This is a genomic window from Peribacillus tepidiphilus, from assembly GCF_009466385.1.
GTDB classification, from domain to species: Bacteria; Bacillota; Bacilli; order Bacillales; family DSM-1321; genus Bacillus_BN; species Bacillus_BN tepidiphilus.
The window spans coordinates 61,978-88,208 of sequence record NZ_WIAQ01000023.1 but is presented as its reverse complement, the minus strand read 5'-3'; the positions used below and the strand labels follow the sequence as shown (position 1 = coordinate 88,208).

Below are 26,231 nucleotides of genomic sequence, written 5' to 3'. Positions count from 1 at the left end.
GCAGCCCTTTGTACCATCCATTGTAGCACGTGTGTAGCCCAGGTCATAAGGGGCATGATGATTTGACGTCATCCCCACCTTCCTCCGGTTTGTCACCGGCAGTCACCTTAGAGTGCCCAACTGAATGCTGGCAACTAAGATCAAGGGTTGCGCTCGTTGCGGGACTTAACCCAACATCTCACGACACGAGCTGACGACAACCATGCACCACCTGTCACTCTGTCCCCCGAAGGGGAACGTCCTATCTCTAGGATTGTCAGAGGATGTCAAGACCTGGTAAGGTTCTTCGCGTTGCTTCGAATTAAACCACATGCTCCACCGCTTGTGCGGGCCCCCGTCAATTCCTTTGAGTTTCAGCCTTGCGGCCGTACTCCCCAGGCGGAGTGCTTAATGCGTTTGCTGCAGCACTAAAGGGCGGAAACCCTCTAACACTTAGCACTCATCGTTTACGGCGTGGACTACCAGGGTATCTAATCCTGTTTGCTCCCCACGCTTTCGCGCCTCAGCGTCAGTTACAGACCAGAGAGCCGCCTTCGCCACTGGTGTTCCTCCACATCTCTACGCATTTCACCGCTACACGTGGAATTCCGCTCTCCTCTTCTGCACTCAAGTTCCCCAGTTTCCAATGACCCTCCACGGTTGAGCCGTGGGCTTTCACATCAGACTTAAGAAACCGCCTGCGCGCGCTTTACGCCCAATAATTCCGGACAACGCTTGCCACCTACGTATTACCGCGGCTGCTGGCACGTAGTTAGCCGTGGCTTTCTGGTTAGGTACCGTCACGGTACCGGCAGTTACTCCGGTACTTGTTCTTCCCTAACAACAGAGCTTTACGACCCGAAGGCCTTCTTCGCTCACGCGGCGTTGCTCCGTCAGACTTTCGTCCATTGCGGAAGATTCCCTACTGCTGCCTCCCGTAGGAGTCTGGGCCGTGTCTCAGTCCCAGTGTGGCCGATCACCCTCTCAGGTCGGCTACGCATCGTCGCCTTGGTGAGCCGTTACCTCACCAACTAGCTAATGCGCCGCGGGCCCATCTGTAAGTGACAGCCGAAACCGTCTTTCCCTTCCTCCTCATGCGANCGTCAGACTTTCGTCCATTGCGGAAGATTCCCTACTGCTGCCTCCCGTAGGAGTCTGGGCCGTGTCTCAGTCCCAGTGTGGCCGATCACCCTCTCAGGTCGGCTACGCATCGTCGCCTTGGTGAGCCGTTACCTCACCAACTAGCTAATGCGCCGCGGGCCCATCTGTAAGCGACAGCCGAAACCGTCTTTCCCTTCCTCCTCATGCGAGGAGGAAATCTATCCGGTATTAGCCCCGGTTTCCCGGAGTTATCCCAGTCTTACAGGCAGGTTGCCCACGTGTTACTCACCCGTCCGCCGCTAACTTCTCAAAAGCAAGCTTTTAAGAAGTCCGCTCGACTTGCATGTATTAGGCACGCCGCCAGCGTTCGTCCTGAGCCAGGATCAAACTCTCCAAAAAGTTTTATAAGCATCGAATCTCTTCGTCAGCTTCGCTCGCTCACGTCCTCATTTATCAATAATAAACTCCGGCGTTCGCTCGCTTTGCTTCCTCGACCTTCTCGCTTCTAAAACTTTTTTCGTTTTAAAAGAGAGAAAATCCGATTCTCAACTCCATCTTTTTCGAGCTTGACTTGCTCATAAATTGTGTTGCTTAAAAGCAACTAGAATTAACGTTGACGTATTGTTTTGTTTAGTTTTCAAAGTGCAATCATTTGGAGCGGGTGATGGGAATCGAACCCACGACATCAGCTTGGAAGGCTGAGGTTTTACCACTAAACTACACCCGCATTATTTAATAATGTACAATTTTCGATGGTCGGGAAGACAGGATTCGAACCTGCGACCCCTTGGTCCCAAACCAAGTGCTCTACCAAGCTGAGCTACTTCCCGTAATATAATGGCGCGCCCGACAGGAGTCGAACCCATAACCTTCTGATCCGTAGTCAGACGCTCTATCCAATTGAGCTACGGGCGCATATTATTTAATTGGTGCGGCCGAGAGGACTTGAACCTCCACGGGGTTGCCCCCACTAGGCCCTCAACCTAGCGCGTCTGCCATTCCGCCACGACCGCGAAAGCGACAAATTGTATGATAACAAACCAACGATGTTATGTCAATATTTTTTTAAAATATAATGGTGCGGGTGAAGGGACTTGAACCCCCACGCCGTAAGGCGCCAGATCCTAAGTCTGGTGCGTCTGCCAATTCCGCCACACCCGCAATATGAAAATGGTGAGCCATGGAGGACTCGAACCTCCGACCCTCTGATTAAAAGTCAGATGCTCTACCGACTGAGCTAATGGCTCGAATGGCTGGGCTAGCAGGATTCGAACCTACGAATGACGGAGTCAAAGTCCGTTGCCTTACCGCTTGGCTATAGCCCAATAGTTAATCATCTTATAACAACTTCCATCGTAATACTTCCTCAAGAAGCAACTCTCATATATTATCACACTACATTAATATTTGCAAGTGTTATTTTTTTATTCAATATTTAAAGATGAATTAAAGATGGCGGTCCCGACGGGAATCGAACCCGCGATCTCCTGCGTGACAGGCAGGCATGTTAACCGCTACACCACGGGACCAACTTAATCATTTAATAAATCTATGCTTGCTTAAACTGTCTCTTCCTCTTCTAGTCATTTCGAAGATGCTAATACGTCGAGACAACTCGCTGTTTATTCCAGATGCTTCGCTCGTCGCTACACCACGGGACCTTTAAGGTCAAAGAATGGGAGGCGATAAAATCGCTTCCCATTAATAAGATGACCCGTACGGGATTCGAACCCGTGTTACCGCCGTGAAAGGGCGGTGTCTTAACCACTTGACCAACGGGCCATGATAACTATGGCGGAGAAGGAGGGATTTGAACCCTCGCGCCGCTTACGCGACCTACGCCCTTAGCAGGGGCGCCTCTTCAGCCTCTTGAGTACTTCCCCAAAACAAAATGGCTCCGCAGGTAGGATTCGAACCTACGACCGCTCGGTTAACAGCCGAGTGCTCTACCACTGAGCTACTGCGGAATATTGCGGAAATTTTATTATAACCTCTGGCTGAATCGTATGTCTTAATGTCTTTGATATCTTATCGACTCTTTAAATTATAATTACTTGAATTCATGTTGTCAACAATAAATATTAATTTTTTATTTCTCCACTGAATCCAATACTAATTTTCCTCGGCATCTGCCACATACATATTTTATCGTATTCACCCTCCTTTTTCTAATATAGATCATCCCACAATCTTTACATTTATAATGATACATTCTGTGCTTTTTTGAGGTACTACGCCTACTAACCAAAGGAGTGCAGTACCTCGGCGCTCCAACTTCCTGCATTAGTTTCTTAAACTCTGGATCTCTATGCTTATATCCTCTCCCTTCAATATGAAGATGATAATGACATAGTTCATGCTTAACGATTCCGATCAGTTCGTCCATCCCATGTTCTTCGAAATACTTATAATTAATCTCGATATTGTGGTTATGTAAAAGATATCTTCCACCGGTAGATCGAAGCCTTGGGTTAAATAATGCTTTATGACGAAACGGTTTTTGAAAATGGGTAAGTGATATTTTTTCAGTTAATTTTTGAAGCTCTTGATTGTTCATATAATATACCCCCATACATTCTTCAACAACGTCCCTCATCATTTGTTTTTGAAACCTAACAAGCCATATGAACATACAATATTTTAAATCTTAATGGAATTTAAGGAGGTCCCTTATGCCTAAATGGTTGCAAAAACAAATCCAAAAAGCATTTTTGGAAAAGGACCGTTATCAAATTCGACTATTAAATCAATGCTGGTATTATTATAGAAAAAATAATTGGACTGACTCATAAGTCACTATACTCCCATTTCCAAATCATCTCCGTTTAGAAAAAGGAATAAAGCCATCTCTTTTGAGTCAGTCCTTTACATTATTTAGGTGGTATCATTGTAAGAGAAACCCGTTGTTTTTTCAAATCTACCTGTTCCACCCAGACGGTGACTACATCACCAACAGACACAATTTCAAGAGGATTCCTTACAAATTGTTTGCTTAATTTTGATAGGTGCACAAGTCCGTCCTGCTTTACTCCAATATCAACAAAAGCACCAAAGTCTACCACGTTACGTACTGTACCCTGAAGTTCCATACCAACCGATAAATCTTCCATTGTTAAAACATCTTGTTTTAACAATGGTCTTGGAAGTTCATCTCGTGGGTCTCTTCCTGGCTTCATCAAATGATCTATAATGTCCTTCAAAGTAATCTGGCCAATCTGAAATTCTTCAGCAATATCCGTAAGGTTCAATTTCTGCAAAGAATGATTAAGCTCTTCTGTACCTATATCTGCACTTGTGAATCCAAGTTTAGACAAAAGCTTTTTGACGATCGTGTAATTTTCAGGGTGAATGGCTGTACTATCTAAAGGCTCCTCCCCATTGATGATGCGAAGAAATCCAATGCACTGCTCGTAGGTTTTAGCCCCTAATCTTGGAATCTTTTTCAGCTGCTCTCTAGATACAAACCTTCCTTCTTCCTCTCTCTTTTTCACAATGTTTTGAGCTACTGTCTTAGACAAGCCCGAAACATACTGCAACAATGAAGGAGAAGCGGTATTCACATTTACACCTACTTGGTTAACGGCTGTTTCAACTACAAAAGTGAGAGATTCAGTAAGTTTTTTCTGGGATACGTCATGCTGGTACTGACCAACCCCAACTGATTTAGGATCAATTTTAACAAGCTCAGCCAAAGGATCCTGCAACCTTCTGGCAATGGATACTGCACTTCTTTCTTCCACCTGCAAATTCGGAAACTCTTCCCTTGCCAAATCTGAAGCTGAGTATACACTCGCTCCTGCTTCGTTAACAATGATATAATATACCGTTTTCCCATATTCTTTTATCGTTTCTGCCACAAACTGTTCGGTCTCGCGCGAAGCTGTCCCATTCCCTATAGCTACTACTTCTACACCATGCTTAGCTAACAAAGAAAGAAGTTTTTTCTTAGCCTCAGCCTTTTTTGAAACAGGCGGATGAGGATAAACTACATCAACTTCTAACAATTTTCCTGTATCATCTACAACTGCTAGCTTACACCCTGTCCGATAAGCAGGATCTACTCCTAAAACAACTTTTCCTTTTAATGGCGGCTGCAACAATAGATTTCTTAAGTTCTCTGCAAAAATATGAATAGCTCGGTCTTCGGCTTTCTCCGTCAACTCTTTTCTTACTTCTCTTTCGATCGAAGGATAGATCAATCGTTTATAAGCATCATCGATAGCTTCCTTGATGATATTTACACTGATTGCATACATATCCTGAATATATTTTTTGGCTAAATAAGAAGTAATTCTTTCAACATCAGCTTTAAGGGTAACTTTTAAGATTTCTTCTTTCTCTCCCCTATTCAAAGCGAGAATTTGATGTGGAAGAACCTTGGAAATGGGCTGTGTAAATTCGTAATATATCTCAAAAACTCCTCGCTCATCCTTTTCTTTTTCCTTAACAACAGATTCGATCTGCCCATTCTTAAAAAATTCCGTCCTTACCCATTGTCGAATAGAAGCATCATCAGATAGATGCTCTGCAATGATATCTTTTGCTCCCTCCAAGGCTTCTTCAGGTGTATGTATTTCATGATCTTCCGATACGTATTCAGCCGCTTTTTCTAAAACAAAACCTTCTTTAGGATACGACAAAAGCCAATCAGCAAGCGGTTCTAATCCTTTTTCCTTTGCAATGGTCGCTTTTGTCCGGCGTTTTTGTTTGTAGGGACGATATAAATCCTCAACAACCTGCAGCTTGTCGGCTTTTTCTATAGACGTTTTCAATTCAGGTGTTAGCTTTCCTTGCTCCTCGATTAATCTCAGAACTTCTTGCTTTCTATTATGTAGATTCTCAAGATATGTCCAACGCTCGATAATGTCCTTAATTTGCACCTCATCAAGTGATCCTGTCATTTCTTTACGATACCGTGCGATAAATGGGACAGTGTTCCCCTCCGATATTAACGAAATGACATTTTCCACTTGCTTAGTCTTAAGCTTCATTTCTGCTGAGATTTTGCTGAATAACTCCATTTTATAATCAACCGTAGTAGTCAATGCCTAGCCTCCAAACTTCTTCTATGTATGTGATCAGTTTACCAAAAATAACAACATGAAGGAAATCGTATTTGTGCCTGATTCCCTTTTGTCCCAAACAAAAAACGCTCTTATTATTCTTTAAGAGCGTTTAAATATCAACTATTAAAATTCTTTCAATCCCAAACTGATTTGCAGTGCCTCATCTACTTTTTTCATGATTACATCATCAAGGTGGGTAATCATATCCGTTAAGCGTTTTTTATCAATGGTACGTATTTGCTCTAGTAAAATAACAGAATCTCTTTCAAATCCGTAACGCTTAGCATCAATTTCCACATGAGTCGGGAGCTTCGCTTTCTGAATTTGGGCTGTGATTGCTGCTACTATGACTGTAGGGCTGAACCGATTACCGATATCATTTTGTATAATCAGCACAGGGCGGGTTCCACCTTGTTCAGAACCTACCACAGGGGATAAATCTGCGAAGTATACGTCACCACGCTTAAAGCCCAAATTCTTATCCTCCACTTACTAAACGTTCAACGCAATGCTCTGCCTCATATTCGGCTAGAAAGGCTTCTGAAGCAATCTTCAAATTAATTGCCGCCATTTCCACATAACCGCGTTTCATTTGATCACGAAATTTTCTCTTTTTTCTTTCGTTTAAATACATCACAGTCGCACGGTAAATAAGTTCACTGCGGTTTCCATTTACTTCTTCTACATATCCATCTAATTCTGTCAGTAAATTTTGAGGTAATTGAATCATTATTTCTCTAGTTGCGCTGGGTTCAGACACAAATATACACCTCCACCATCACTACACACCTTTACTACTTCGGTAACATATTACCATTAATACACACAAAAGCAAAGAGTATATTACATTATGATCAAATACGTTTACCATTCAAACCGTTGAAAACACTTGTCAGATAAGGCAAGAGCACGCAAAAGAAGAGAATTTGCCAAAACATACCAGATCCTATTTACTGAGTTGAATAAGATCTCTCAATCAGTATTCCCGTAATATTATAGTCCAATAATCCTTGAATTTATGCGTATATAATAAAAAATCACAAACTATTTTCTGCAGTTTTTACTTCAAAACAATTTTATTTTATTAAAGAATGTAACGGATTATGAATGAAAACTGTTTTTCCGTCTTTTTTATATACACGGGGAACCCGATTTCCAATCATGCAGGTCACTTCATAGTTAATCGTTTCCAGCTTTTCTGCCACGTCATCAACAGAAACAAACATTCCATTATTCTCTCCAATCAGAGTTACCTTCTCTCCAATTGGATATTTTGAAGGAAGCTTAATCATGCATTGATCCATACAGATTCTTCCTACAATCGGTACAAGCTTGCCATCTACAATCACTTTAAAGCCTTGGAGTTTTCTGATCCAGCCATCCGCATAGCCAATTGGAATCGTCCCGATCCACTCATTCTCCTTCGCGATATAAGTAGCTCCATAACTGACAGCATCACCAGCTTTAATTTCCTTCACATGGACTAATTTCGTGTGAAGAGAAAACGATTCTTTTAATGGGAACGGTAAAATATCTTTCATTTCTTGTGAGGGAGTGAGTCCATACATAGATATCCCCATTCTTACGGCATTAAATTGCGCATCTTCAAATCGTAAAGAAGCCGCACTATTGCTGCAGTGAACCAATTCTGGCAAAGAATCTAGTCCGGACAGTAATTCTTTAAATCTCTCAAGCTGTTGCTCATAAAAAGTCGTTGTCAATTCATCAGCCGTTGCAAAATGGGTATATATCCCTTCGAATAAAAAATTCTCATGTGCAAGCAACTGATCTGCTAAATGACGAAGCTCATCTTTCTCCCGGATTCCTAATCGTCCCATTCCTGTGTCACACTTGATATGAACTTTAAGAGGCTGCTCTCCATAAAAATGCTCTACGGCTCTTTTCAACCATTCTTCATGAAAAACTGTTACAGCAATATTGAAGTTTGCTGCTAATGTCGCATCTTCCGGACGAGTTGCCCCTAATACTAAAATTGGCGCTTCAATTCCTTTTTCCCGTAATGCAATCGCTTCGTCCAAAAAAGCAACAGCCAAATAGTCTGCTCCAGCTTCAAGTGCTGTTTTGGCGACCTGATAATCTCCATGACCATAGCCATTAGCTTTTACTACCGCAAAAAGCTTTGTTCCACCCTTAATATGCTGCTTCATGTTCTTAACATTTTCAAATATATGATCAAGGTTAATTTCAGCCCATGTATCTCTAAAATACGCTGCGTGCTTCACCAAAAACCCTTCCTTCTCGTTCTCTTCTTTAGATAAAATTATCGTCCTTTGAGAAAGAAGTGTCAAACCTAGAAAAACAGACCCTCAAAAAACAAGAGTCTGCTAAATCTGTAGTAGTTATTAATGATTTACTTAATCGGAGCAACCTGAACAGAACGGGCAACTTCAATCATCTCTTCAGGAGACAGCTCTTGTGATGCTAGAGTATATTCCACTCCCTCATACGTCCAAGAAACCGTATTGGCTGTCATTGCTCCAACCGTGAAACCTAAATCGACAGGATTACCAATAACATTCGTCGGAGCCAAAGTTGTCTGCACGACTTCTGCTTTTTCCTGAATCAATGTGTAGCTCTTCTTACCGTCATAAGTTAAAACAAAGCGCTTACCGTTCTCTGTTTCAATTTCTTTTTCCTCCGTTAAGCTAACACCTTCTAATTCTAGCGCAGGATATTTGACAGAAAATCCTTCATCCTTAACCTCGGCCATAACAGGGACTTCAAGTTGGGCACCCGTCATGTTTTTCTTCATGTCAAATGCATCTTTTTCAAATGTCGCGTTGAACTTAACATTTGAAAATTCCACAGTCACTAACGTGTTCTTGTCTGGATCCATAACCTTCACACTGATAGGAGCAAGATCTTTTTTATTTATAGTAATTTCTTGATAAGGAAGCATCTTATTATTTTGGTAGCGTGTTTTCGTTTCAAACACATAATGCTTATCTGTTGCTTTAAAGCTGGCAGACTTATCATCAATAATGTCTTTTACCAGAGATTCATACAAGTAGGCTTGGCTGCTATTTTTCGGCCATTCACTTTGGAAACGGAAGCTCTTGTTTAAAGCAGGCGTTAGGACAAATACACCTTCTTTATTTCTAAGAATCATCTGGCTCTGGTCTTTTTTTTCATTCTTTAAATTTACACGGTAGTAATCTGGATCTTTATGCCACACTTCTACATCATAAACTTGCGGCTCTGATCCCATCTTTAATGTCATCTTTGCATCAGCCTTGTATCCCTTCAGCTCAGTGAGCTTTTCATTTAAAGCTTTCACAACATCAGCCTGGGACTTTTGTCCACAAGCAGAAAGAGCTAATATTAACATAAGGCCAGCAAAAACTACCAACAACTTCTTCATCTTTTCAACCCCTTTTTTGTCATTTGAACGTAAAAGGGAGACGAAAAGGCATGGACAAACATTGGCGAAAATTCTTGAAGCATGATGGAAACACAAAGTTGTTATTCAAGTTTTCTAAATCTCAAGCTTGAGAAGCACCGATAAACGATTTAAGTATCGGCTTGCCAATTTATCCCGTATTAACTGCCCGTAAAATTCCCTATTCGGAAATACCGGATAGTAAATACCCGATTAACTCAACTGATTCTCATTCTGATTAAGGATCACTTTCTTAATCGGGCCTTGTCTCACCTATAGCAATAAGAGTATATGAGACAAACCCCGTGATTATGTCCAAGTGTTGACAAGCTTTTTTCATAAAATTGTTTTGCATTCATGACTAAAATAAGAACATTCATCGTGCTTCAATGATAACCTGCGCAGCCGCATAATCCTTGCTGTGTGTTATAGAAAGATGAACCCCATCCGAAAAGGGCAGGTGAAAAAATGGCTTACCTTTTTCATCATAGAGAATTTCCATATCAAGAAAGCTGAGATCTTTTCCGATCCCTGTTCCAAAAGCTTTCGAAAAAGCTTCTTTAGCAGCAAATCTCCCCGCAAGAAATTCTCTTTTTCTTGAATTTGATAACATCTCATATATTTCTTGTTCTTTCTCAGTTAAAATTCTTTGTATAAACTTTGGTTGACGAGTTAAAATCTTTTCAATTCGTTCAAGCTCAACGATGTCTAATCCGATTCCTTTTATCATACACATCAGCCTTCTATTTTGTTTTTAATTGGCATACCCTATCAGTATTCCGTCTCTAGAGAGAGGATTCATAAAATGAGAAACAGTATACACCCCCATGTTGGTATAGACAAGTTAATCTAGGAGGATGAATATGTTTATCAGAACGGAAAGTTTTCATGATTTTATACGTATGTATCCAGCTGTAACCATTATAATTTCTATAAATAGTATGATTTTTTTATTAACGAATGTCCCTTTTTTGGAGGACAGACATTGGTTTGAATCTATGGCAGGCGTTAACTTATTTATCGCGGATGGGGAATATTGGCGACTTATTACACCGATATTTTTACACGGATCCTTCAGCCATATTTTGTTTAACAGCTTCTCTACTATTATTTTTGCACCCGCATTGGAAAAGCTGTTCGGTTCAATCAAAATGACCTCATTTTATTTACTAGCAGGAGTTGCAGCAAACATCCTAACTTTTTGGCTCATGCCTCTAAAATATGTTCACGTTGGAGCAAGCGGGGCAATCTTTGGTCTACTAGGTTGTTACTTATATCTGGTTTTAATAAGAAAAGATCTTTTGACAAGACAAAACTCCCAGACAATCCTAACATTGACAATCATTGGAGTTATTATGACGTTTATCCAACCGCAAATCAATGTGATAGGTCATCTAGGAGGCTTAGTATCAGGGTTTATTCTAGCCCCTCTATTCTTACGCTTTAGAAAAAAATAATCTGGCTAAAAAAAAGCAGCCGGTTTGTTTATCCATTTAGATACCATTGTTTCACTTGCTCAATATCACTCTTTTCGAGATCATAAACCCTGCCCAATCCCGGGCCAATTCCAAGCTTAATAAAAACCGACAACGTACCAAGGTCTTTTCTATTTTGGAACCAGCTGTATTTTGTATCCATTGATTGTATTTTTCGTTTTTTCGCTATGAAGGTTTGTTTTGAAATGATTCGATAACGTAGCGATAGTTGATCTTCTGTTAGATTCCATCCTGCTGACTGATAGGAAAGATAGGCCCATATACCACTTAACGGTAATAAAAGCAAAGACATTAAACCCCATGGAAAGAAAATGGCTGATACAGCAACTGATACAGGAAGCCATACAAACCATTGACGAAATAGATATCTTGAAAAAGCCCTTTTCGGTACAGATGTTATGGAAACATTAGCTGTATAATCCGGAACAAAAACAGGAATTAGATTTTCTAGTTCTTTCTTTTTGATAAGTGGGAAAAGCATAACCTTCGAAACCTCTGCATCCATGACGGATCCACCTGCATTTTCAATATACACCGTTGCATAACCAAGAGGTTGCCTTATAATATTTTCTACAATGCGGATGGCTTGGATTTTATCAAGAGGAATCGTTATTTTTCTTCTATCTAGTAAACCACGTGTAATAACAAGTTCATCTTCTATTTTTTTCACAGTAAAATAGGCATACTTGATCACGATACCTGCTGTAGCTACCACGTATGCCAGTACAAGTCCCAAGAAAATAGCGGCAGCAACAACACCGACACCAGAAGAAATAAATTTCTCAAATCGACTAAACACTTTTTCATAAGGAATCAATTCCTCAAATTGAGCGAGAAAGGCCATTGCTCCAGAAAAGACGACCCCTACACCTCCTGAAGTGGCGGCCATTAATAGAAGCTCTTTAAACTTCATTTGAAAAACAGTCGGTGTTTTCAGTGTAACATCTTCCATCTCATGATGCTCGGTTACTATTTCTGCTTGATTTTTGTTTTTATTCTTTATTTCTGAAAAAGACGTGCTAATTCTGTCAGCTTCTTCTTTTGAAATAGCCGTTAATACCCCTTCCGCCAGCATTCCAGAAGACCCGGCTGTTTCAATTTTCACCTTTACCAATCCAAACAAACGCTGCAAAACGCCTTCCGATACAGCTATACTTTGAACCCTTTCAAAACGAATGTATCTCTTATTACGAACAAAAACTCCTTGCTCAATAATAATTTCTCCATCTTTTAAGACATAAGTAAAACGCAGCCAAGAAAGCCATCCATACAGTAAAATAAATACGACTGAAACAAAAATGATAATAAGTTCTATATTTTGCCATTTCGATGAATCATTGCTTCCAAAAACAAATAAAGCAATAAAAGGAATGATTGCTTCCTTCAAAGTTTTCATTGCATTCGAAACAGCAGCAATGGGATGTAGACGTTTTGGTTCAGACATCTTCTTCCTCCACACTTGCAAGAATGGAAATCTTTTGTCGCAGATGATCCGCTTCTAGACTATCCAATGCAGGGATTACATGAACTGTCGCAGCTGTAGAAATATGAACTGCAGCTAGATCATACTTTCTGTAAATCGGACCCTGTTTCGTTTCTACATGTTGTACACGATCCATAGGGAAAAGTGTTTTTGTAACAACAAACAACCCTTTTTGAATTTCTATTTCGCGCTCCCTTACCTCATAGCGCCACCACTTCCACCGAAGAGAAGGTAAAAAGAAAACCAGTAGAACAAATTCAAGTAATGCTAATCCCCAATAGATCATATATAACCATTTCGGCCAATCAAAAAGCTCGTTCACAATCGTAAGTCCTACTGCAATAATAATTCCAATTAAAGCATACAGAAAGCCCGATAACCTCCATACCTTTAAAGCCTTCGTTGAGATAATATTTTCCAACTCTCCCATTCGCAAACTCCTTTTTACAATTTATGCTATTTTTAGTAAGTATACTATAATATCTATTAATCTCTCTATACTATTTAGTACGAAATGAAGAAAGAGCCCGACTAGCTCTGACGAGAACCCAGTAAACTTACAAAACTTCGCAGAGTCCCCAAGAAAAACTGCAGGCCTTCCGAATTGGGTTAGCTCCACTAAAAATCCCACCAGTTTTGGTGGTAATCCCGCCGGTTTTTATAAAAATCCCGCCAGTTCTCTTGATAATCCAGCGGGTTTTTCCAATAATCCCGCCAGTTTCAGGAATACTCTCGCCAAACGTTACTTTTTACACTTTTTAGTAAGGGGCAGGAGCTGGTGATTCGCTCACCTACTTGTCGCAAAAAAAACTGCCCCATTATAATAGGGCAGCTTTCTGTAACTCCTATTTATTTTGTTCTTTCTTTTCTGCCGCGGCTGAAGTTTCCTTTTGAACGTTCTCCGCTGCGTTTATTGCTGTATTCTTTGCTACGGCCATTTGAGCTTCTTCCGTTTCTACCCTTATCGCGGGAGAAGGTTTCCCTTACTTTCTTGACAGGGAGAGGCTGCTCTTCTGTTAATTTTACAGGCGTACTATCAGGCTCTTTCGTTAAGCTCTTGATCACGCTAGCAACAATAAGTTCTGCATCGTACTTATTAAGAAGGTCTTTTGCATTTGGCAAGTAAAGGGATAAATCTTCATTTTCAATAATCGAAACGAGTTTTTCCGTTACAGCTTTTTGCTGACCTTCTAGTGCTTCACTCAAGGAAGGAGTTTTCAAACGCTCCATTCGCTTCTTGGTTGTCTTTTCAATTACATATAACTGAGGTCTCTCTCTGTACGTTACAAAAGTTACTGCTGAACCAGTTTTCCCAGCACGGCCTGTTCTTCCAATTCGGTGAACGTAGCTTTCAGGGTCCTGTGGAATGTCAAAATTATAAACATGCGTTACACCTGAAATATCCAATCCACGAGCTGCAACATCCGTTGCAACCAAAACATCAATGCTTCCCTCTTTAAATTTCTTTAAGACAGAAAGGCGCTTTGCCTGGCTTAGGTCACCATGAATTCCTTCGGCCGTATAGCCACGAAGGTTTAACGCAGTTGCAAGTTCATCGACACGTCTCTTCGTACGACCGAATACAATCGCTAACTCCGGAGTCTGAATGTCCAATAAACGTGTAAGCACGTCAAACTTCTCAGCTTCTTTTAGCTCGATATAGTATTGCTGAATACGGTCGACCGTCATTTCTTTTGCTTTTACCTTCACATGATGTGGGTCTTGCATGAATTTTTCTGCAATTTTTCGAATCGGCTCAGGCATAGTTGCAGAGAAAAGAAGGGTTTGATGCTCTTCAGGAACTGTAGAGAGAATGGCTTCAATATCTTCAATGAAGCCCATGTTTAACATTTCATCCGCTTCATCTAAGACAACTGTATGAACATTGCCTAAACGAATCGTTTTACGGTTAATGTGGTCCAAAAGCCTTCCTGGTGTTCCCACAATGATATGTGGTTTTTTCTTTAATGCTCGAATTTGGCGTTCAATATCCTGTCCGCCATATACTGCAAGAACACGGATTTTTTTCCCATAGCCTAATTTATACAATTCTTCAGATACTTGGATCGCAAGCTCACGAGTAGGCGCAATGACTATTCCTTGCACGTGCTCAGCCTTCGGATCAATTTTCTCCATTAACGGGATTCCGAATGCTGCCGTTTTACCTGTTCCTGTCTGCGCTTGTCCAATAATATCCTTGCCTTCTAGAGCTACCGGAATCGTTTGAGCCTGAATCGGAGTGGCTTCCTCGAATCCCATCTTTTCAATCGATCTTAACGTAGACTTATCAAGTCCTAATTCACTAAACAAAGTCAATTTTTCTAACTCCTTTTATTGAGAAATTGTGTATATCTTTAGAAAAAGTTTTCTCATGATCACCAGTAAGAATGATATCCCTTAAAAAGTTTACCTTCCAATTGAAACCTCAGCAAATGCCGATATACAAGATGAGAAGCATCCCAACACAACGTTAAGTCTACCTCTAGGAAAATATATCAACAAGAAGGATTTTAAGGAAAGAACCGAGCTTTTTCTTACACAAAACAGGCCTATGATGCTTGGAGTTTGAAACAATTTAGAAAAATTGCGAAAACAAAATCACACCAACAACTCTGCTGTCTGAATTGCTGGGCGTTATGATTAGCATTACAAATTTGGGTGCATTGGCCTATTTTATTCATTAAAAGTTCTTATATCTCAAGATTTAAAAGAAATCTCTTTCAAAAGATACTATACGAAAGTGTCAATATGATCACTTAAGGAAGACAACACTCATTGTTACAAAAAACAAGAAGGACAATAAATTATTGTCCTGAACTCTTGATGCAATATGAAAAAACATATTTATCGAAAGTTGCCTTAAAGATTATAATAACACTTGATATATCTTATTGCAACAAAGCAAATTGGTTATACGTAGGTAAATATATTTTTTCGATCGTCCTTTTTAGCAGGTTGTTTTCCTGTTAAAAAAACATAGATTTCACGAAATAACGCTTCCTTTCCCTCACAATGACAGATTAAATGCTTCGCTTCATCTACCCAAAAAAGCTTTTTATATGTTGCTGGGATAATCCGGTACAAATACTCCGCACTCTTTGGCGGCACTATGCTGTCTGATTTTCCTTGAGCAATAAATGTAGGAACCCTTACCTCTTTCAACGCCTTTGAATAGGAGGCAACAAGATTTCTAAATTGTAGTGTAGCACTGAACGGAGTTTTCATTATTTTATTTTTAAAACGTAAGTAAAATTCATTCTCTTTTACCTTTCCATAGAACAAATCCGTTATTAAGTCCTTCATATCAAGAGCAAGTTGCTTAGGGTTTATATATTTTGCAGCTGCACTTAACAAAACGAGTTTTTTAACTGGGTACTTGGATGTAAGATAGCAGGCAATCATTCCTCCCATTGAAAACCCGATTAGATAGACCTCTTCACATTCTTTTAAGAGCTGAAGAAGTTCTTTTTCGGCACATTCCACCCAGTCAGTATATTTTATTCCCTTTAAGCTCGCGTTTTCTCCGTGCCCCGGCAAAGTTGGAACAACAATTTTCCAATTCGTATGCTTCCTCAAATAATTTGCCAAAGGCTCAACCTCAAACGGCGCACCTGTAAATCCATGTATACACAAACACCCAATCATCATGATCACCATTACATTTTTTCTTTCATTATACCCGATAACACTAGAGATACTCTTCGTTCATAAAAAATACCCCAGAAACATTTCTGAGGTAAAATACTAAACAACTTTTACAAATTGATCTATTTTACAAACCTCTAAACCTGTCCTTCAAATTTTAAATGATGCTTCATAAGGCCACCTCAATCAATTGTATCTTAATTTATGCTTTAAACTTATCTGTCAGCTCGTTATTCAAATAACTTAGCTGCTCAGCCATTTCAGCAATTTGATTAGAGGCCTTTGAAATTTCTTCAAATGTCTTTCTAAAATCGTTTACAGCCTTTCCGAAATTACCAATTCTGGAATCGCTCATCTTGACACTGTCTACAGAGTTTTCAAGGATTTCTATTATATTATTATTCATTTCTCTAAATAAGCTTGTTTCATCAACGATAATTTGAAAGCTTTTCTCAAACTTCTCAATGGTTTCCTGAACAGCTGTAATTTGAGTTTGAATATGATCTAATGCATCTTCTGTTTGATGAGCAAGTTTGCGTACCTCTTGCGCTACAATAGAAAATCCTCTGCCATGTTCACCAGCGCGAGCCGCTTCAATGGCAGCATTTAAAGACAGGATATTTGTCTGATTAGAAATGCTTCTAATCGATTTCACCACTTGTCCAATTTGTGCAGAGCTTTCGCTTAATTCTTGAGTCAAGCTTTTTGTTGAATGGATGAGATCTACCACACCATCCACCTTTGTCAAAGAAGAAGATACGTTTTTCCTGCCTGCTTCTACTCGTTCGATCAAGTTTTTGGATTCCATTTGAATCGAACGGATTTCATCCAGCATCAATTGAACTTGTTTTTCTTTATCGCTAATTGATGAGGTTGTTTGCTCTGCGCTTGCTGCCAATGTCGAAGCTGAGTCATTCAGTTTATATTGAAGCTCTTCAATTTCATTAAATTTCATCATAGAAGAAGTGTAAGACTCAATATAGGTTTCAATGGCAATTTGCATATCAAACGAGCAAAGTCTCTGGAACGACAAATAATATTCGGTTACATCCTCCCAGCGCTCCAACTCCCTTGTCAATAGATGCAATACCTCATTTTGGATCAAAGTATATGCTCCAATATACCATTCCGGAAATAGACCGATCCGATTATGGACATTACCAATTACCTTCCTGCGGATGACATATTGTTCCCCCACTTCTCCTGAAACCATATCCAGCAAGTACTTTCTTAATGTATGCTTCAGTCGGTCAATGGTGGAGTTTTCTTTTATGATATTCGTAAGATGAGGAATCTCCTGAAGTCTCGTGTAAAAAGCATCTACAACCTGATCTACGTTTCTTTCAAAAATAGGCTTTAAATGAGTAAGGTTAATAATATCTTGTTCGGTCAAGCCCACAAACTTTACCTGTGTAGCTTCTCTTCCATTCATCAATTCACGATAATAGGAACTGGAATGGGTAGAAACAGAATGTGTCACAGAAGCGGAAGGCTTATCTTGAGATGAATCTTGTTTACGGAAAAAATGGACCGCTCCATTTTGGTTTTGCACGAAAAATTTAAATGGACATCCAGCCATGAATGTATCCCCCCCAGTAAAAAAAGAAAAATAAGTCTTTTTTCCTGCATTCGGTTTCAGTATATCGTATATTAATTTTAGTTTGTTAAGAATATCCAACAAATTTATGAAAATATTTCAAAAATTAATCTGCATATAAATATTTTAAAGTATTCTTAAAGAAGGAATTTTTTTAAAGAGGGGAATTTTCCTTATGTGAAAATTAACGGAATATTTGAACCTTCCAATCAGCTATCAGGTGAGATCTATTTTTGGACGGAATTAGGTGAAGGAGAATACGGGCTCATTATTATTGATGTAAGTGGACACGGCATCCACCCTTTTAGAGTCCTTGCTCCTTTCTCGGATGAAGCATTCCGAAATCATGGATGATATTTGTATCATTCATGGTATTTTGAATTAGCGTTTTTAATAACAAAAGCTGCCCTTTAAATAAAGGACAGCTTTAGATTGTTTACAATGGATGTTGTACTCAAAATCAGGCAGATTAAAACGTTTATTAGGCGGATATATTGGTCACTAGGGAGCAGGAAATCGGTCGTCATTCCGATTGATCGGTCTTCAGAAGCATTCTTTCCTTACCCTTCCATTAAGGCTTGAACGACTTCTTCTAACTTCATTCCCCTTGATGCTTTTACCAGGATGAGATCGTTTTTGCTAACCTGGTTTATTAATGTTGCAATTAATTCTTCTTTATCTTCGTAAGAGAAGATTGCTTCTTTCGGTAAAACCTTCATAGCGCCCTCTGCTATTTTTTTGCCTAACCGCCCGTAGGTAAACAATTGATCTACTGAGCCTGGTTTAATCATTGCCCCAATTTTCAGGTGGAATTCCTCTTCTTTTGGTCCTAGTTCGAGCATATCCCCTAATACAAGGATTTTCCTATTAAAGCCAGTAAGCTCTGTTACCAAATCGATGGCTGCTTTCATAGAAGTCGGACTAGCATTGTAGGCATCATTAATGATGATCTCTCCTCGTTTGCCTTTTTTCATTTCCATACGCATATTGGTCAATTGTACGGAAGAGAGACCTGCCTTTATATTCTCTGGTGTTATGCCCAATTCTCTCGCAGCAAGAATCGCTGCCATTGCATTCTGTACATTATGTGCTCCTAAAACCGGTAAAACAAACTCCGTGCCATATAAATTAGTCTTAAATAGGGTATCTTTTTCTCTTGTCTTTATATACTCAGCGTACACAGTATTTTGATGACCCAAGCCAAAAGTTAGATTTCTTATTGAATGACCTTCTACACGCTCTTTTAATAAAGGCTCATCTCCGTGATAAATCAGCACTCCATCCTCCTTGAGCCCTGACATAATTTCAAGCTTTGCTTCAGCTATTCCTTCTCTAGATCCTAAATCTAGAAGATGCGCTTCTCCAATATTCGTGATGATGGCCAAGTCAGGTTCTGCAAGCTTGGACAACAGCTCAATTTCTCCTCTTCCACTCATTCCCATTTCAAGGACTGCTACTTCTGTATCTTCGCTCATCGTCAAAATGGTAAGAGGCAGCCCAATATGGTTATTGTAATTTCCACTCGTTTTATGAACGCGATATTGAGTAGAAAGAAGAGCGGCAACCATGTCTTTTGTCGTAGTTTTTCCGTTACTGCCGGTTATGCCCACAACCTTAACCGAAAGCTGCATTAAATAATTTTTCGCAAGCGCTTGAAGAGCCTTTAACGGATCTTCTACAAAAATTAACGGAATATCCTCAGGTGGATTGGGAACATCCTTTTGCCATAGAGATGCACCTGCTCCTTTCTCAATGGCGCTCTTTACATATTGATGACCATCCACATGCTCTCCTTTAAAGGGGATAAATAGATTTCCTTCCTCGATCTTTCTTGAATCAATCGATACTCCTCTGATTTCAATATCATATTCTTTATTCAATTGCCCATTCATCATGCTGGCTATTTCTTGTAAGCTTCGCTTAATCATCAGATTGCCTCCATTCTGTGTTATTTTTTCGAATCAATTAAGATTTTATAAATATGTAAAATAATCTCTTTACTCGGAAGCCCTAACAGAAAACAAAGCAGAAGCTTTTGTCACTCGACTACAGCCTCTGCTTCCATTCCATTAAGTTAAAAAGTGTACTTAATTTTTTGTTTTTCTTCATAGCGCTCTTTCGCAAGCTCCACTAGCTTCTCAATAAGCTGTGGATAATCCACACCCGAATGTTTCCATAAAAGCGGGAACATGCTGAATGGCGTGAAACCAGGCATCGTGTTTACTTCATTAATGAATAGTTTCCCTTCTTTGGTCAAGAAAAAGTCTGCACGTACCAAACCAGAGCAATCCAATGCTTTAAACGCGCGAATTGCCAGCGCTTTTAGCTCTTCGTACACGCCATCCGGAAGCTCAGCTGGAATAATAAGCCCTGTATCACCATCTTCATATTTGGCCTTATAATCATAAAAATCTTTTTTGGGAACGATTTCTCCTGCAACAGAGCATTCAGGATGATCGTTACCGAGCACACCAATTTCAATTTCTCTTGCAATAACGCCTTCTTCTATTATAATTTTTCGGTCAAATTGGAATGCTTCCTTAAACGCAGCTTTTAACTCTTCTCTTGAAGTACATTTGCTTATTCCGACACTTGATCCTAAATTAGCAGGTTTTACAAAACAAGGATAGCCTAGTTCCTTTTCTACTTTCTCATAGGCAGCTTCTTCGTTTGATTCCCACTCCGAACGGATGAACCAAACGTAATTCACTTGTGGAAGCCCTGCTTGGGCAAAGATATTTTTCATAATGACCTTATCCATCCCTGCAGCTGAAGCCAACACACCATTCCCTACATATGGGATATTCAAGATTTCGAGCATACCTTGAACCGTACCATCTTCTCCATTTGGTCCATGAAGGAGTGGAAAAATAACATCATACCCTCTCTTTTCTTCTGGTTTTTCTGCAGGAAAAAGCTGAGTACCTAAAGCAATAGGTGTTTGGGAATTTTGAGCCGGAAAAGCGAGTTCCTCTACTGTGCTTGCCGGACTTGTTAACTGGGGTCCAGTGATCCATTTCCCTTCAGTCGTAATGTAAATTGGATATATCTCAAACTTATTAAAATCTAAAGCCTTATTAACTGCGAGAGCCGTTTGAAGCGAAACCTTATGCTCCGCAGATTTACCACCATATAATAACCCAATTCTTGTTTTCATCTAATAACCTCCGAATAATCATTCCATCCATATTGTAACACTTTCATTTTCAAACGAAAATGTGTACAAATGATCTAAATGTTTTTGTTTCATTAAATCTTACTTCCCACAATTATGATATGAAATCTACAGCTAGGCATACAACTCCATGATCTGAACGATTTTCGTAAAATAGTTGAGTAATTCATGAATACTGTGATTATTCCCTTTCTTCCTACTCATATTTTAGGGATATTCGTTAAATGGACTCAAGGCGGTCAAGTAGGAGCCATCATAAGTGTATTTTTAAAAGTGCTTATTATGATTATTGCCTTACATCTATTGATGCTCATTCTGCAACTGATAAAGTAAATACCTATTCAAAGTCGCTTATTGAATCAGTATAAAATAAAACGCTTGGATAAGTGTCATCCAAGCGTTTTTTGATTAATCCCGCATTAACGGGCAGTAAGACCCCCACTGATGGAAGTTTCACTTTATTTTTGAATAATAGCCCATTCTCTCGTTTTTCTTTGATAAATGATTTTGGCCTCTGGTTCATGTCCGACTGTATCTAAAAAACTTTCCATCATATCATCCATATGGATAAAATCTCCCAGCACCCAAATTGGGATTTCCAAGCGACTTCGTGTCTGTTGGATATGTTTTAATGATATCGTCATACCTTCAGCCATAAGATGAGACAGTCTCATCAGCGTCTCCACAGGAACATCTGGATATTCATTCTTTTTCTTGATCCCCAGCCATGTCCTTTCGAGCTTGAGCCGTTCCATTTTTAAAGGCAGGAGTTTAGTGAGCATATAAAAGAAGGTGTCGAGTGAACGATAATACGTTTTATTAAACCATCCATCATCATGTGATAGATACACATAATGATTGTTAAGCTTCCGAAAAAACGGCGGTTTTAAATGAGCCTTAGCATGACCCAAATATAGAAGCTCTGCAATTTCATACCCTTCTAATTCATCTAATCCCATCTCATCATCAAAATCAACCCAACAAAAATCTCCATAGCCATTTACATCTTCTTTTAATAATTGTGGTAAATTTTCCTGCGTAACAAATTCGAGGAGTGTATTCATATTAAACTCCCCATCATCAAATCGATGTTTTAAGAGAAGTAAATTCTGCAAAGGTTTCGGAATAGAGAAGGCAAACTCCTGAAATCCAATTCCGCTCGAGATGACAAAGCGATCAGATGCATGTAAATGTAAGTATATGATTTCTCTATGTTCGTTTTTCACCAAACCCCTACCCCCTATCATCCCCAAAAACTAAATACAAGATCCTTACATATTTCGTACTAAATAAATATAAATTTTACCACTTTTTTTTGACAAAAGTAATATTTTTTCACAAAACTTCATGTTTGAATGTGTTTGTTAGCTTCTATCATAAATGGTAGAATTATGTATTATAAATCAGAAAGGTGTATCCGATGGATCAGCGTCGTACTTTTTCAGAAAAGTTTGATTGGACATTATGCCTCATACTCTTCGTGTTTTTCGTGGTGAGCTGCCTGTCTATTTATAGCGCCCAGACTACAGGACAATATCCCATTAATTTTGTTTCAAAGCAAATTTTCTGGTATCTAGTAGGAGCTCTCATTATTTTTTTTATTATGTATTTTGACCCGGACCAATTAAAGAATTTATCATGGTATCTTTATGCAATCGGAAACCTGCTATTATTGGTGTTAATTTTTGCACCCCAATCTATCGCTCCAATCAAAAATGGTGCAAAGAGCTGGTTTATCCTTCCTGGTGGTCTTGGAGCTATACAGCCTTCTGAGTTCATGAAAATTTTTTTGATCCTTGTACTTGCGAGAGTAATCGTAAAACATCATGAAAAAGTGATCTATAAATCTTTGCAAACGGATGCCTTATTATTATTAAAAATTGGTGCTGTAACAGCTTTACCCCTTATACTTATAAAAGAACAGCCAGACCTAGGGACTTCGTTAGTTATGATCGCCATCATGCTTGGAATGACTCTCGTTTCCGGCATCAGCTGGAAAATTCTATTACCGTTGTTTACAGGCGGAGCTGTGATCGCTTCTACTTTAATATTCTTTGTTTTAAAGCTCCCACATATTCTTGAGAAGTATTTGGGTATTCAACCTTATCAGTTCGACCGAATTTACGCTTGGCTGACACCACATGAATATTCGGGCAATAAAGCTTATCATTTGGAAAAATCACTGTCCGCTATTGGCTCAGGCATGATGTCTGGAAAAGGATTTACAGGTCGTGAGGTCTATATTCCCGAAAGCCATTCCGATTTCATTTTCAGTATTATTGGAGAGGAATTTGGATTTATAGGCGGGAGCATTGTAATTGGTTTATATTTTATCCTAATTTTTCATTTGATAAAAATTGCATTGGATGCAAATGATCATTTTAATTCATATGTTTGTGCTGGTATCATTAGCATGATCACCTTCCATGTGTTCCAAAATATCGGCATGACCATTCAGGTCCTTCCAATCACTGGAATACCGCTTCCATTCATCAGTTATGGCGGAAGCTCTCTTATGGGAAACATGATGGCCATGGGGATCGTTTTCAGTATGCAGTACCACTACAAAAACTACATGTTTAGCTCAAAAGAGAAAGCAAAAAGTTTGTAAAACGAAAAGCACCTTTATGTCAAATAAAGAAAGGGCTGTAAAGGGCAACTTCATTAAAAATTGAAAATCAAGAAGGGTGATATATCCATATTCTTGAACATACAAAGGGGCATCCAAAAGCCGAAAATTCGACTTATTGGAAGCCCCTTTGTTTTGTCTTTATCTTTTACATTGAGTTCTTCTTAGAGTTTCACCCGTTGCAGACGAAGTGAATTCAGGACTACGCTGACAGAACTAAACGCCATTGCGGCTCCAGCTACCCATGGAGCAAGAAATCCAAATGCTGCAATTGGAATCCCTAAAGTATTGTAGGCAAAGGCCCAGAAAAGATTTTGTTTGATGTTTTGAATGGTTTTCTTGCTCATGTAGATTGCATCGGCTATAGAATGGAGATCACCTCTCATTAATGTAATATCGGCTGCTTCCATCGCCACATCTGTACCGGTCCCGATGGCCATTCCGATATCAGCAATCGCCAAAGCTGGTGCATCATTAATACCATCTCCTACCATTGCAACCTTTTTCCCTTGCATTTGTAGCTTTTTCACTTCTTCAGCTTTTCCTTCCGGAAGGACTTCCGCGATAACATGTTCAATTCCTGCTTGCTTTGCAATGGCTTCAGCAGTACGTTTATTATCACCAGTAATCATCCAAACTTCCAGACCCATATCCTTTAATCGGGCTATTGCGGATTTAGACGTTTCTTTTATCGTATCGGCGACAGCAATCATGCCTGCATAATATCCATCAACAGCCATAAGTATAGCCGTTTTCCCTTCGCGTTCCAGCTTCTCCATTTGGTCAAGAGCCTCTTCGATCCTGACATCATATTGGCTCATGAGCTTTCTAGTTCCAGCTAATACTTTTCTTCCGTCTATTTCAGCATATATACCATATCCGGGAATGGCCTCGAATTTCTCGACTGACTTCAATGTTATCCCCTTTTCTTTTATCCCTTGAACGATTGCTTCAGCTAAAGGATGCTCAGAAGATTTTTCAGCCGAACCTATTAATTGCAATAGCTCGTCTTCATCCCATTCCTTCGCTACTACTACATCTGTTAATACTGGCTTGCCATTCGTTACTGTTCCTGTCTTATCCAATAAGACAGTGGTAATAGCATGTGTTTGTTCTAAGTGCTCGCCGCCTTTAAATAAAATACCGAATTCAGCTGCTCTTCCTGAACCAGCCATTATAGAAGTTGGCGTAGCGAGTCCCAATGCACATGGACAAGCAATGACAAGCACAGCTATTAATTTTTCTAATGCACCTGTAAAATTACCCGGATCGACAAATGCGATCCAAATGAAAAATGTAACGACAGCAATGCCAACAACGATTGGAACAAATACACCAGAAATTTTATCAGCTAAGCGCTGAATCGGAGCTTTAGAGCCTTGAGCCTGTTCAACAACCTTTATAATTTGGGCCAGAGCCGTATCTTTCCCAACCTTCGTCGCCTTCATTTTAAGAAAACCATTTTTATTAATAGTGGCTCCGATTACCGTATCACCAACACTCTTTTGAACCGGAACACTTTCACCAGTAAGCATAGACTCATCAAGAGCGGATTGTCCTTCGACGATTTCACCGTCAACCGGTATTTTCTCACCCGGTTTTATGAGCAGTACATCTCCAACTTTAACTTCATCTAAAGAAATCTCGAATACCTCACCATGTCGCTCAACCGTTGCGGTTTTTGCCTGTAAGCCCATTAATTTTTTTATGGCTTCAGATGAACGGCCTTTCGCCTTAGCTTCAAATAGCTTTCCAAGAAGAATTAACGTAATTAATACCGCACTTGTTTCATAATATAGCTGAAGGTCTTGGTGATGAGATCCAATCGCCTGAATGGTTTGATACAAACTATAAAAGTAAGCCGCTGATGTACCGAGAGCTACCAGCACATCCATATTGGCGCTTTTATTTTTAAGGGCTTTGTAGGCACCTTTATAAAACTGACCACCGATCCAAAATTGCACGGGGGTAGCCAAGGCAAATTGAACCCAAGGATCCATTAAAAAATCTGGAATATACATAAAAGAAGTAAAAGAGAAATGCCCTACCATCGTCCAAAGCAAAGGAAATGACAAGATGGCTGACAAAATAAATTTATGTTTCTGCTTTTCAATCGCTTTTTGCCTATGACCCATCGGATCCGTTTCGTTTTGATCTACCTTAACAGCTGCTCCATATCCGAGTTTTTCAATTCGATTCATTAAATCTTTCGGTTCTAAAATAGCCGGATTATATTCGATGGCTGCGGTTTCCAAAGCTAGATTAACAGAAGCCCTCATTACGCCATCCATTTTATTTAATCCTTTTTCAATACGATTTGAACAGGCTGCACATGTCATTCCAGAGATGTTCAACTCTACTTTTTCCGTCACTACACCGTACCCTAAGGCTTCTATTTTTCTTTGTAAATCTTCCGCCTTAACTTTTTCTGGATCGTACTGTATGGTTGATTTCTCAAGCGCTAAATTTACGTTGGCAGCCTCGACACCATCCATTTTGTTCAATACCTTTTCGATTCTGGATGAACAAGCTGCACATGTCATCCCGGATATTTGAAAGACTGCTTCTTTATTTTTTGCACTCATTGTCGTCACTCCTTATACCACCCAGGGGTATGTTGAGATTTTGAAAAAACTCGGCACGTATTGCTAAGCCGAGTT

General features: G+C 39.6%; 21 protein-coding genes, 11 tRNA genes and 1 rRNA gene. 5 read left to right on the top strand and 28 right to left on the bottom strand.

The window, feature by feature from the left end; translation table 11 throughout:
* The 13 genes from GD441_RS12550 to GD441_RS12490 form a co-directional block, all read right to left on the bottom strand.
* Positions 1-1,479: ribosomal RNA gene (locus GD441_RS12550) — 16S ribosomal RNA — on the bottom strand; the annotation flags it as partial.
* A 254-nt stretch (positions 1,480-1,733) separates the two neighbouring features.
* A tRNA-Gly gene (locus tag GD441_RS12545) sits at positions 1,734-1,807 on the bottom strand.
* A gap of 26 nt (positions 1,808-1,833) precedes the next feature.
* A tRNA-Pro gene (locus GD441_RS12540) sits at positions 1,834-1,910 on the bottom strand.
* An 8-nt stretch (positions 1,911-1,918) separates the two neighbouring features.
* A tRNA-Arg gene (locus GD441_RS12535) sits at positions 1,919-1,995 on the bottom strand.
* 12 nt (positions 1,996-2,007) lie between these two features.
* A tRNA-Leu gene (locus GD441_RS12530) sits at positions 2,008-2,093 on the bottom strand.
* Positions 2,094-2,156: 63 nt separating this feature from the next.
* Positions 2,157-2,241 (bottom strand) — tRNA-Leu (locus GD441_RS12525).
* A gap of 10 nt (positions 2,242-2,251) precedes the next feature.
* Positions 2,252-2,327: transfer RNA gene (locus tag GD441_RS12520), tRNA-Lys, on the bottom strand.
* Between the two features lie 3 nt (positions 2,328-2,330).
* Positions 2,331-2,405: transfer RNA gene (locus GD441_RS12515), tRNA-Gln, on the bottom strand.
* A 128-nt stretch (positions 2,406-2,533) separates the two neighbouring features.
* A tRNA-Asp gene (locus GD441_RS12510) sits at positions 2,534-2,609 on the bottom strand.
* Between the two features lie 181 nt (positions 2,610-2,790).
* Positions 2,791-2,862 (bottom strand) — tRNA-Glu (locus GD441_RS12505).
* Between the two features lie 10 nt (positions 2,863-2,872).
* Positions 2,873-2,963, bottom strand: a tRNA-Ser gene (locus GD441_RS12500).
* Between the two features lie 9 nt (positions 2,964-2,972).
* A tRNA-Asn gene (locus GD441_RS12495) sits at positions 2,973-3,047 on the bottom strand.
* Positions 3,048-3,169: 122 nt separating this feature from the next.
* On the bottom strand, positions 3,170-3,637 hold the full coding sequence (locus tag GD441_RS12490) for a SprT family protein (RefSeq protein WP_153126771.1): 468 nt from the start codon (positions 3,635-3,637) through the stop codon (positions 3,170-3,172).
* A gap of 115 nt (positions 3,638-3,752) precedes the next feature.
* Between GD441_RS12490 and cmpA the strand changes: the two genes are divergently transcribed.
* The gene (gene cmpA, locus GD441_RS12485) at positions 3,753-3,872 is read left to right on the top strand and encodes a cortex morphogenetic protein CmpA (protein WP_153126770.1); all 120 of its coding nucleotides are present in this window, start codon (positions 3,753-3,755) and stop codon (positions 3,870-3,872) included.
* A 78-nt stretch (positions 3,873-3,950) separates the two neighbouring features.
* Here the strand turns inward: cmpA and GD441_RS12480 are convergent, their stop codons facing one another.
* From GD441_RS12480 to acpS, 6 genes are all read right to left on the bottom strand, one after another.
* On the bottom strand, positions 3,951-6,101 hold the full coding sequence (locus GD441_RS12480; RefSeq protein WP_191992185.1) for a Tex family protein: 2,151 nt from the start codon (positions 6,099-6,101) through the stop codon (positions 3,951-3,953).
* A gap of 168 nt (positions 6,102-6,269) precedes the next feature.
* A complete protein-coding gene (locus GD441_RS12475; RefSeq protein ID WP_153126768.1) occupies positions 6,270-6,620 on the bottom strand; it encodes a type II toxin-antitoxin system PemK/MazF family toxin in 351 nt (116 codons plus the stop codon).
* 4 nt (positions 6,621-6,624) lie between these two features.
* Positions 6,625-6,906, bottom strand: coding sequence for a CopG family ribbon-helix-helix protein (locus tag GD441_RS12470; RefSeq protein WP_153126767.1), 282 nt, complete (start codon positions 6,904-6,906; stop codon positions 6,625-6,627).
* 316 nt (positions 6,907-7,222) lie between these two features.
* Complete coding sequence (gene alr / locus GD441_RS12465; RefSeq protein WP_191992182.1) at positions 7,223-8,392, bottom strand: alanine racemase; 1,170 nt, start codon at positions 8,390-8,392, stop codon at positions 7,223-7,225.
* Positions 8,393-8,517: 125 nt separating this feature from the next.
* On the bottom strand, positions 8,518-9,528 hold the full coding sequence (locus GD441_RS12460; protein WP_153126765.1) for a LolA family protein: 1,011 nt from the start codon (positions 9,526-9,528) through the stop codon (positions 8,518-8,520).
* 394 nt (positions 9,529-9,922) lie between these two features.
* Positions 9,923-10,276, bottom strand: coding sequence for a holo-ACP synthase (acpS, locus tag GD441_RS12455; RefSeq protein ID WP_153126764.1), 354 nt, complete (start codon positions 10,274-10,276; stop codon positions 9,923-9,925).
* 133 nt (positions 10,277-10,409) lie between these two features.
* On the opposite strand from acpS, the gene GD441_RS12450 reads away from it, so the two are divergent.
* Entirely contained in the window at positions 10,410-11,003 is a 594-nt protein-coding gene (locus tag GD441_RS12450) for a rhomboid family intramembrane serine protease (RefSeq protein WP_153126763.1), read from the top strand.
* A gap of 28 nt (positions 11,004-11,031) precedes the next feature.
* On the opposite strand, the gene GD441_RS12445 is transcribed toward GD441_RS12450, so the two are convergent.
* The 5 genes from GD441_RS12445 to GD441_RS17570 all read right to left on the bottom strand — a co-directional run bounded on the left by GD441_RS12445 (position 11,032) and on the right by GD441_RS17570 (position 17,749).
* Positions 11,032-12,486 (bottom strand): PH domain-containing protein, encoded by a 1,455-nt coding sequence (locus GD441_RS12445; protein WP_153126762.1) that lies wholly within the window; start codon positions 12,484-12,486, stop codon positions 11,032-11,034.
* Positions 12,479-12,955 (bottom strand): PH domain-containing protein, encoded by a 477-nt coding sequence (locus tag GD441_RS12440; protein WP_153126761.1) that lies wholly within the window; start codon positions 12,953-12,955, stop codon positions 12,479-12,481. The genes GD441_RS12445 and GD441_RS12440 overlap by 8 nt, the downstream gene beginning before the upstream one ends.
* Positions 12,956-13,374: 419 nt before the next feature.
* Complete coding sequence (cshA, locus tag GD441_RS12435; protein WP_225434224.1) at positions 13,375-14,841, bottom strand: degradosome RNA helicase CshA; 1,467 nt, start codon at positions 14,839-14,841, stop codon at positions 13,375-13,377.
* A 594-nt stretch (positions 14,842-15,435) separates the two neighbouring features.
* The gene (locus GD441_RS12430) at positions 15,436-16,182 is read right to left on the bottom strand and encodes an alpha/beta hydrolase (RefSeq protein WP_338091709.1); all 747 of its coding nucleotides are present in this window, start codon (positions 16,180-16,182) and stop codon (positions 15,436-15,438) included.
* A 190-nt stretch (positions 16,183-16,372) separates the two neighbouring features.
* The gene (locus GD441_RS17570) at positions 16,373-17,749 is read right to left on the bottom strand and encodes a protoglobin domain-containing protein (RefSeq protein WP_153126760.1); all 1,377 of its coding nucleotides are present in this window, start codon (positions 17,747-17,749) and stop codon (positions 16,373-16,375) included.
* A 195-nt stretch (positions 17,750-17,944) separates the two neighbouring features.
* On the opposite strand from GD441_RS17570, the gene GD441_RS12420 reads away from it, so the two are divergent.
* Positions 17,945-18,121, top strand: a complete 177-nt coding sequence (locus GD441_RS12420; RefSeq protein ID WP_153126759.1) for a hypothetical protein — start codon at positions 17,945-17,947, stop codon at positions 18,119-18,121.
* A gap of 206 nt (positions 18,122-18,327) precedes the next feature.
* On the opposite strand, the gene GD441_RS12415 is transcribed toward GD441_RS12420, so the two are convergent.
* Together GD441_RS12415 and GD441_RS12410 are read right to left on the bottom strand one after the other, a co-directional pair.
* Positions 18,328-19,695 carry a UDP-N-acetylmuramoyl-tripeptide--D-alanyl-D-alanine ligase gene (locus tag GD441_RS12415; RefSeq protein ID WP_153126758.1) on the bottom strand — a complete coding sequence of 456 codons (1,368 nt, stop codon included), beginning with the start codon at positions 19,693-19,695 and terminating at the stop codon, positions 18,328-18,330.
* A 146-nt stretch (positions 19,696-19,841) separates the two neighbouring features.
* Complete coding sequence (locus GD441_RS12410) at positions 19,842-20,924, bottom strand: D-alanine--D-alanine ligase (RefSeq protein ID WP_153126757.1); 1,083 nt, start codon at positions 20,922-20,924, stop codon at positions 19,842-19,844.
* A gap of 186 nt (positions 20,925-21,110) precedes the next feature.
* Here GD441_RS12410 and GD441_RS12405 point away from each other — a divergent pair, with 186 nt between their 5' ends.
* On the top strand, positions 21,111-21,275 hold the full coding sequence (locus GD441_RS12405; RefSeq protein WP_153126756.1) for a hypothetical protein: 165 nt from the start codon (positions 21,111-21,113) through the stop codon (positions 21,273-21,275).
* A 125-nt stretch (positions 21,276-21,400) separates the two neighbouring features.
* On the opposite strand, the gene GD441_RS12400 is transcribed toward GD441_RS12405, so the two are convergent.
* Complete coding sequence (locus GD441_RS12400; protein WP_338091710.1) at positions 21,401-22,168, bottom strand: hypothetical protein; 768 nt, start codon at positions 22,166-22,168, stop codon at positions 21,401-21,403.
* 194 nt (positions 22,169-22,362) lie between these two features.
* On the opposite strand from GD441_RS12400, the gene GD441_RS12395 reads away from it, so the two are divergent.
* Positions 22,363-23,553, top strand: a complete 1,191-nt coding sequence (locus GD441_RS12395) for an FtsW/RodA/SpoVE family cell cycle protein (protein WP_153126754.1) — start codon at positions 22,363-22,365, stop codon at positions 23,551-23,553.
* Between the two features lie 182 nt (positions 23,554-23,735).
* Here the strand turns inward: GD441_RS12395 and GD441_RS12390 are convergent, their stop codons facing one another.
* The gene (locus GD441_RS12390; protein ID WP_153126753.1) at positions 23,736-26,156 is read right to left on the bottom strand and encodes a heavy metal translocating P-type ATPase; all 2,421 of its coding nucleotides are present in this window, start codon (positions 26,154-26,156) and stop codon (positions 23,736-23,738) included.
* Positions 26,157-26,231: the final 75 nt, after the last annotated feature.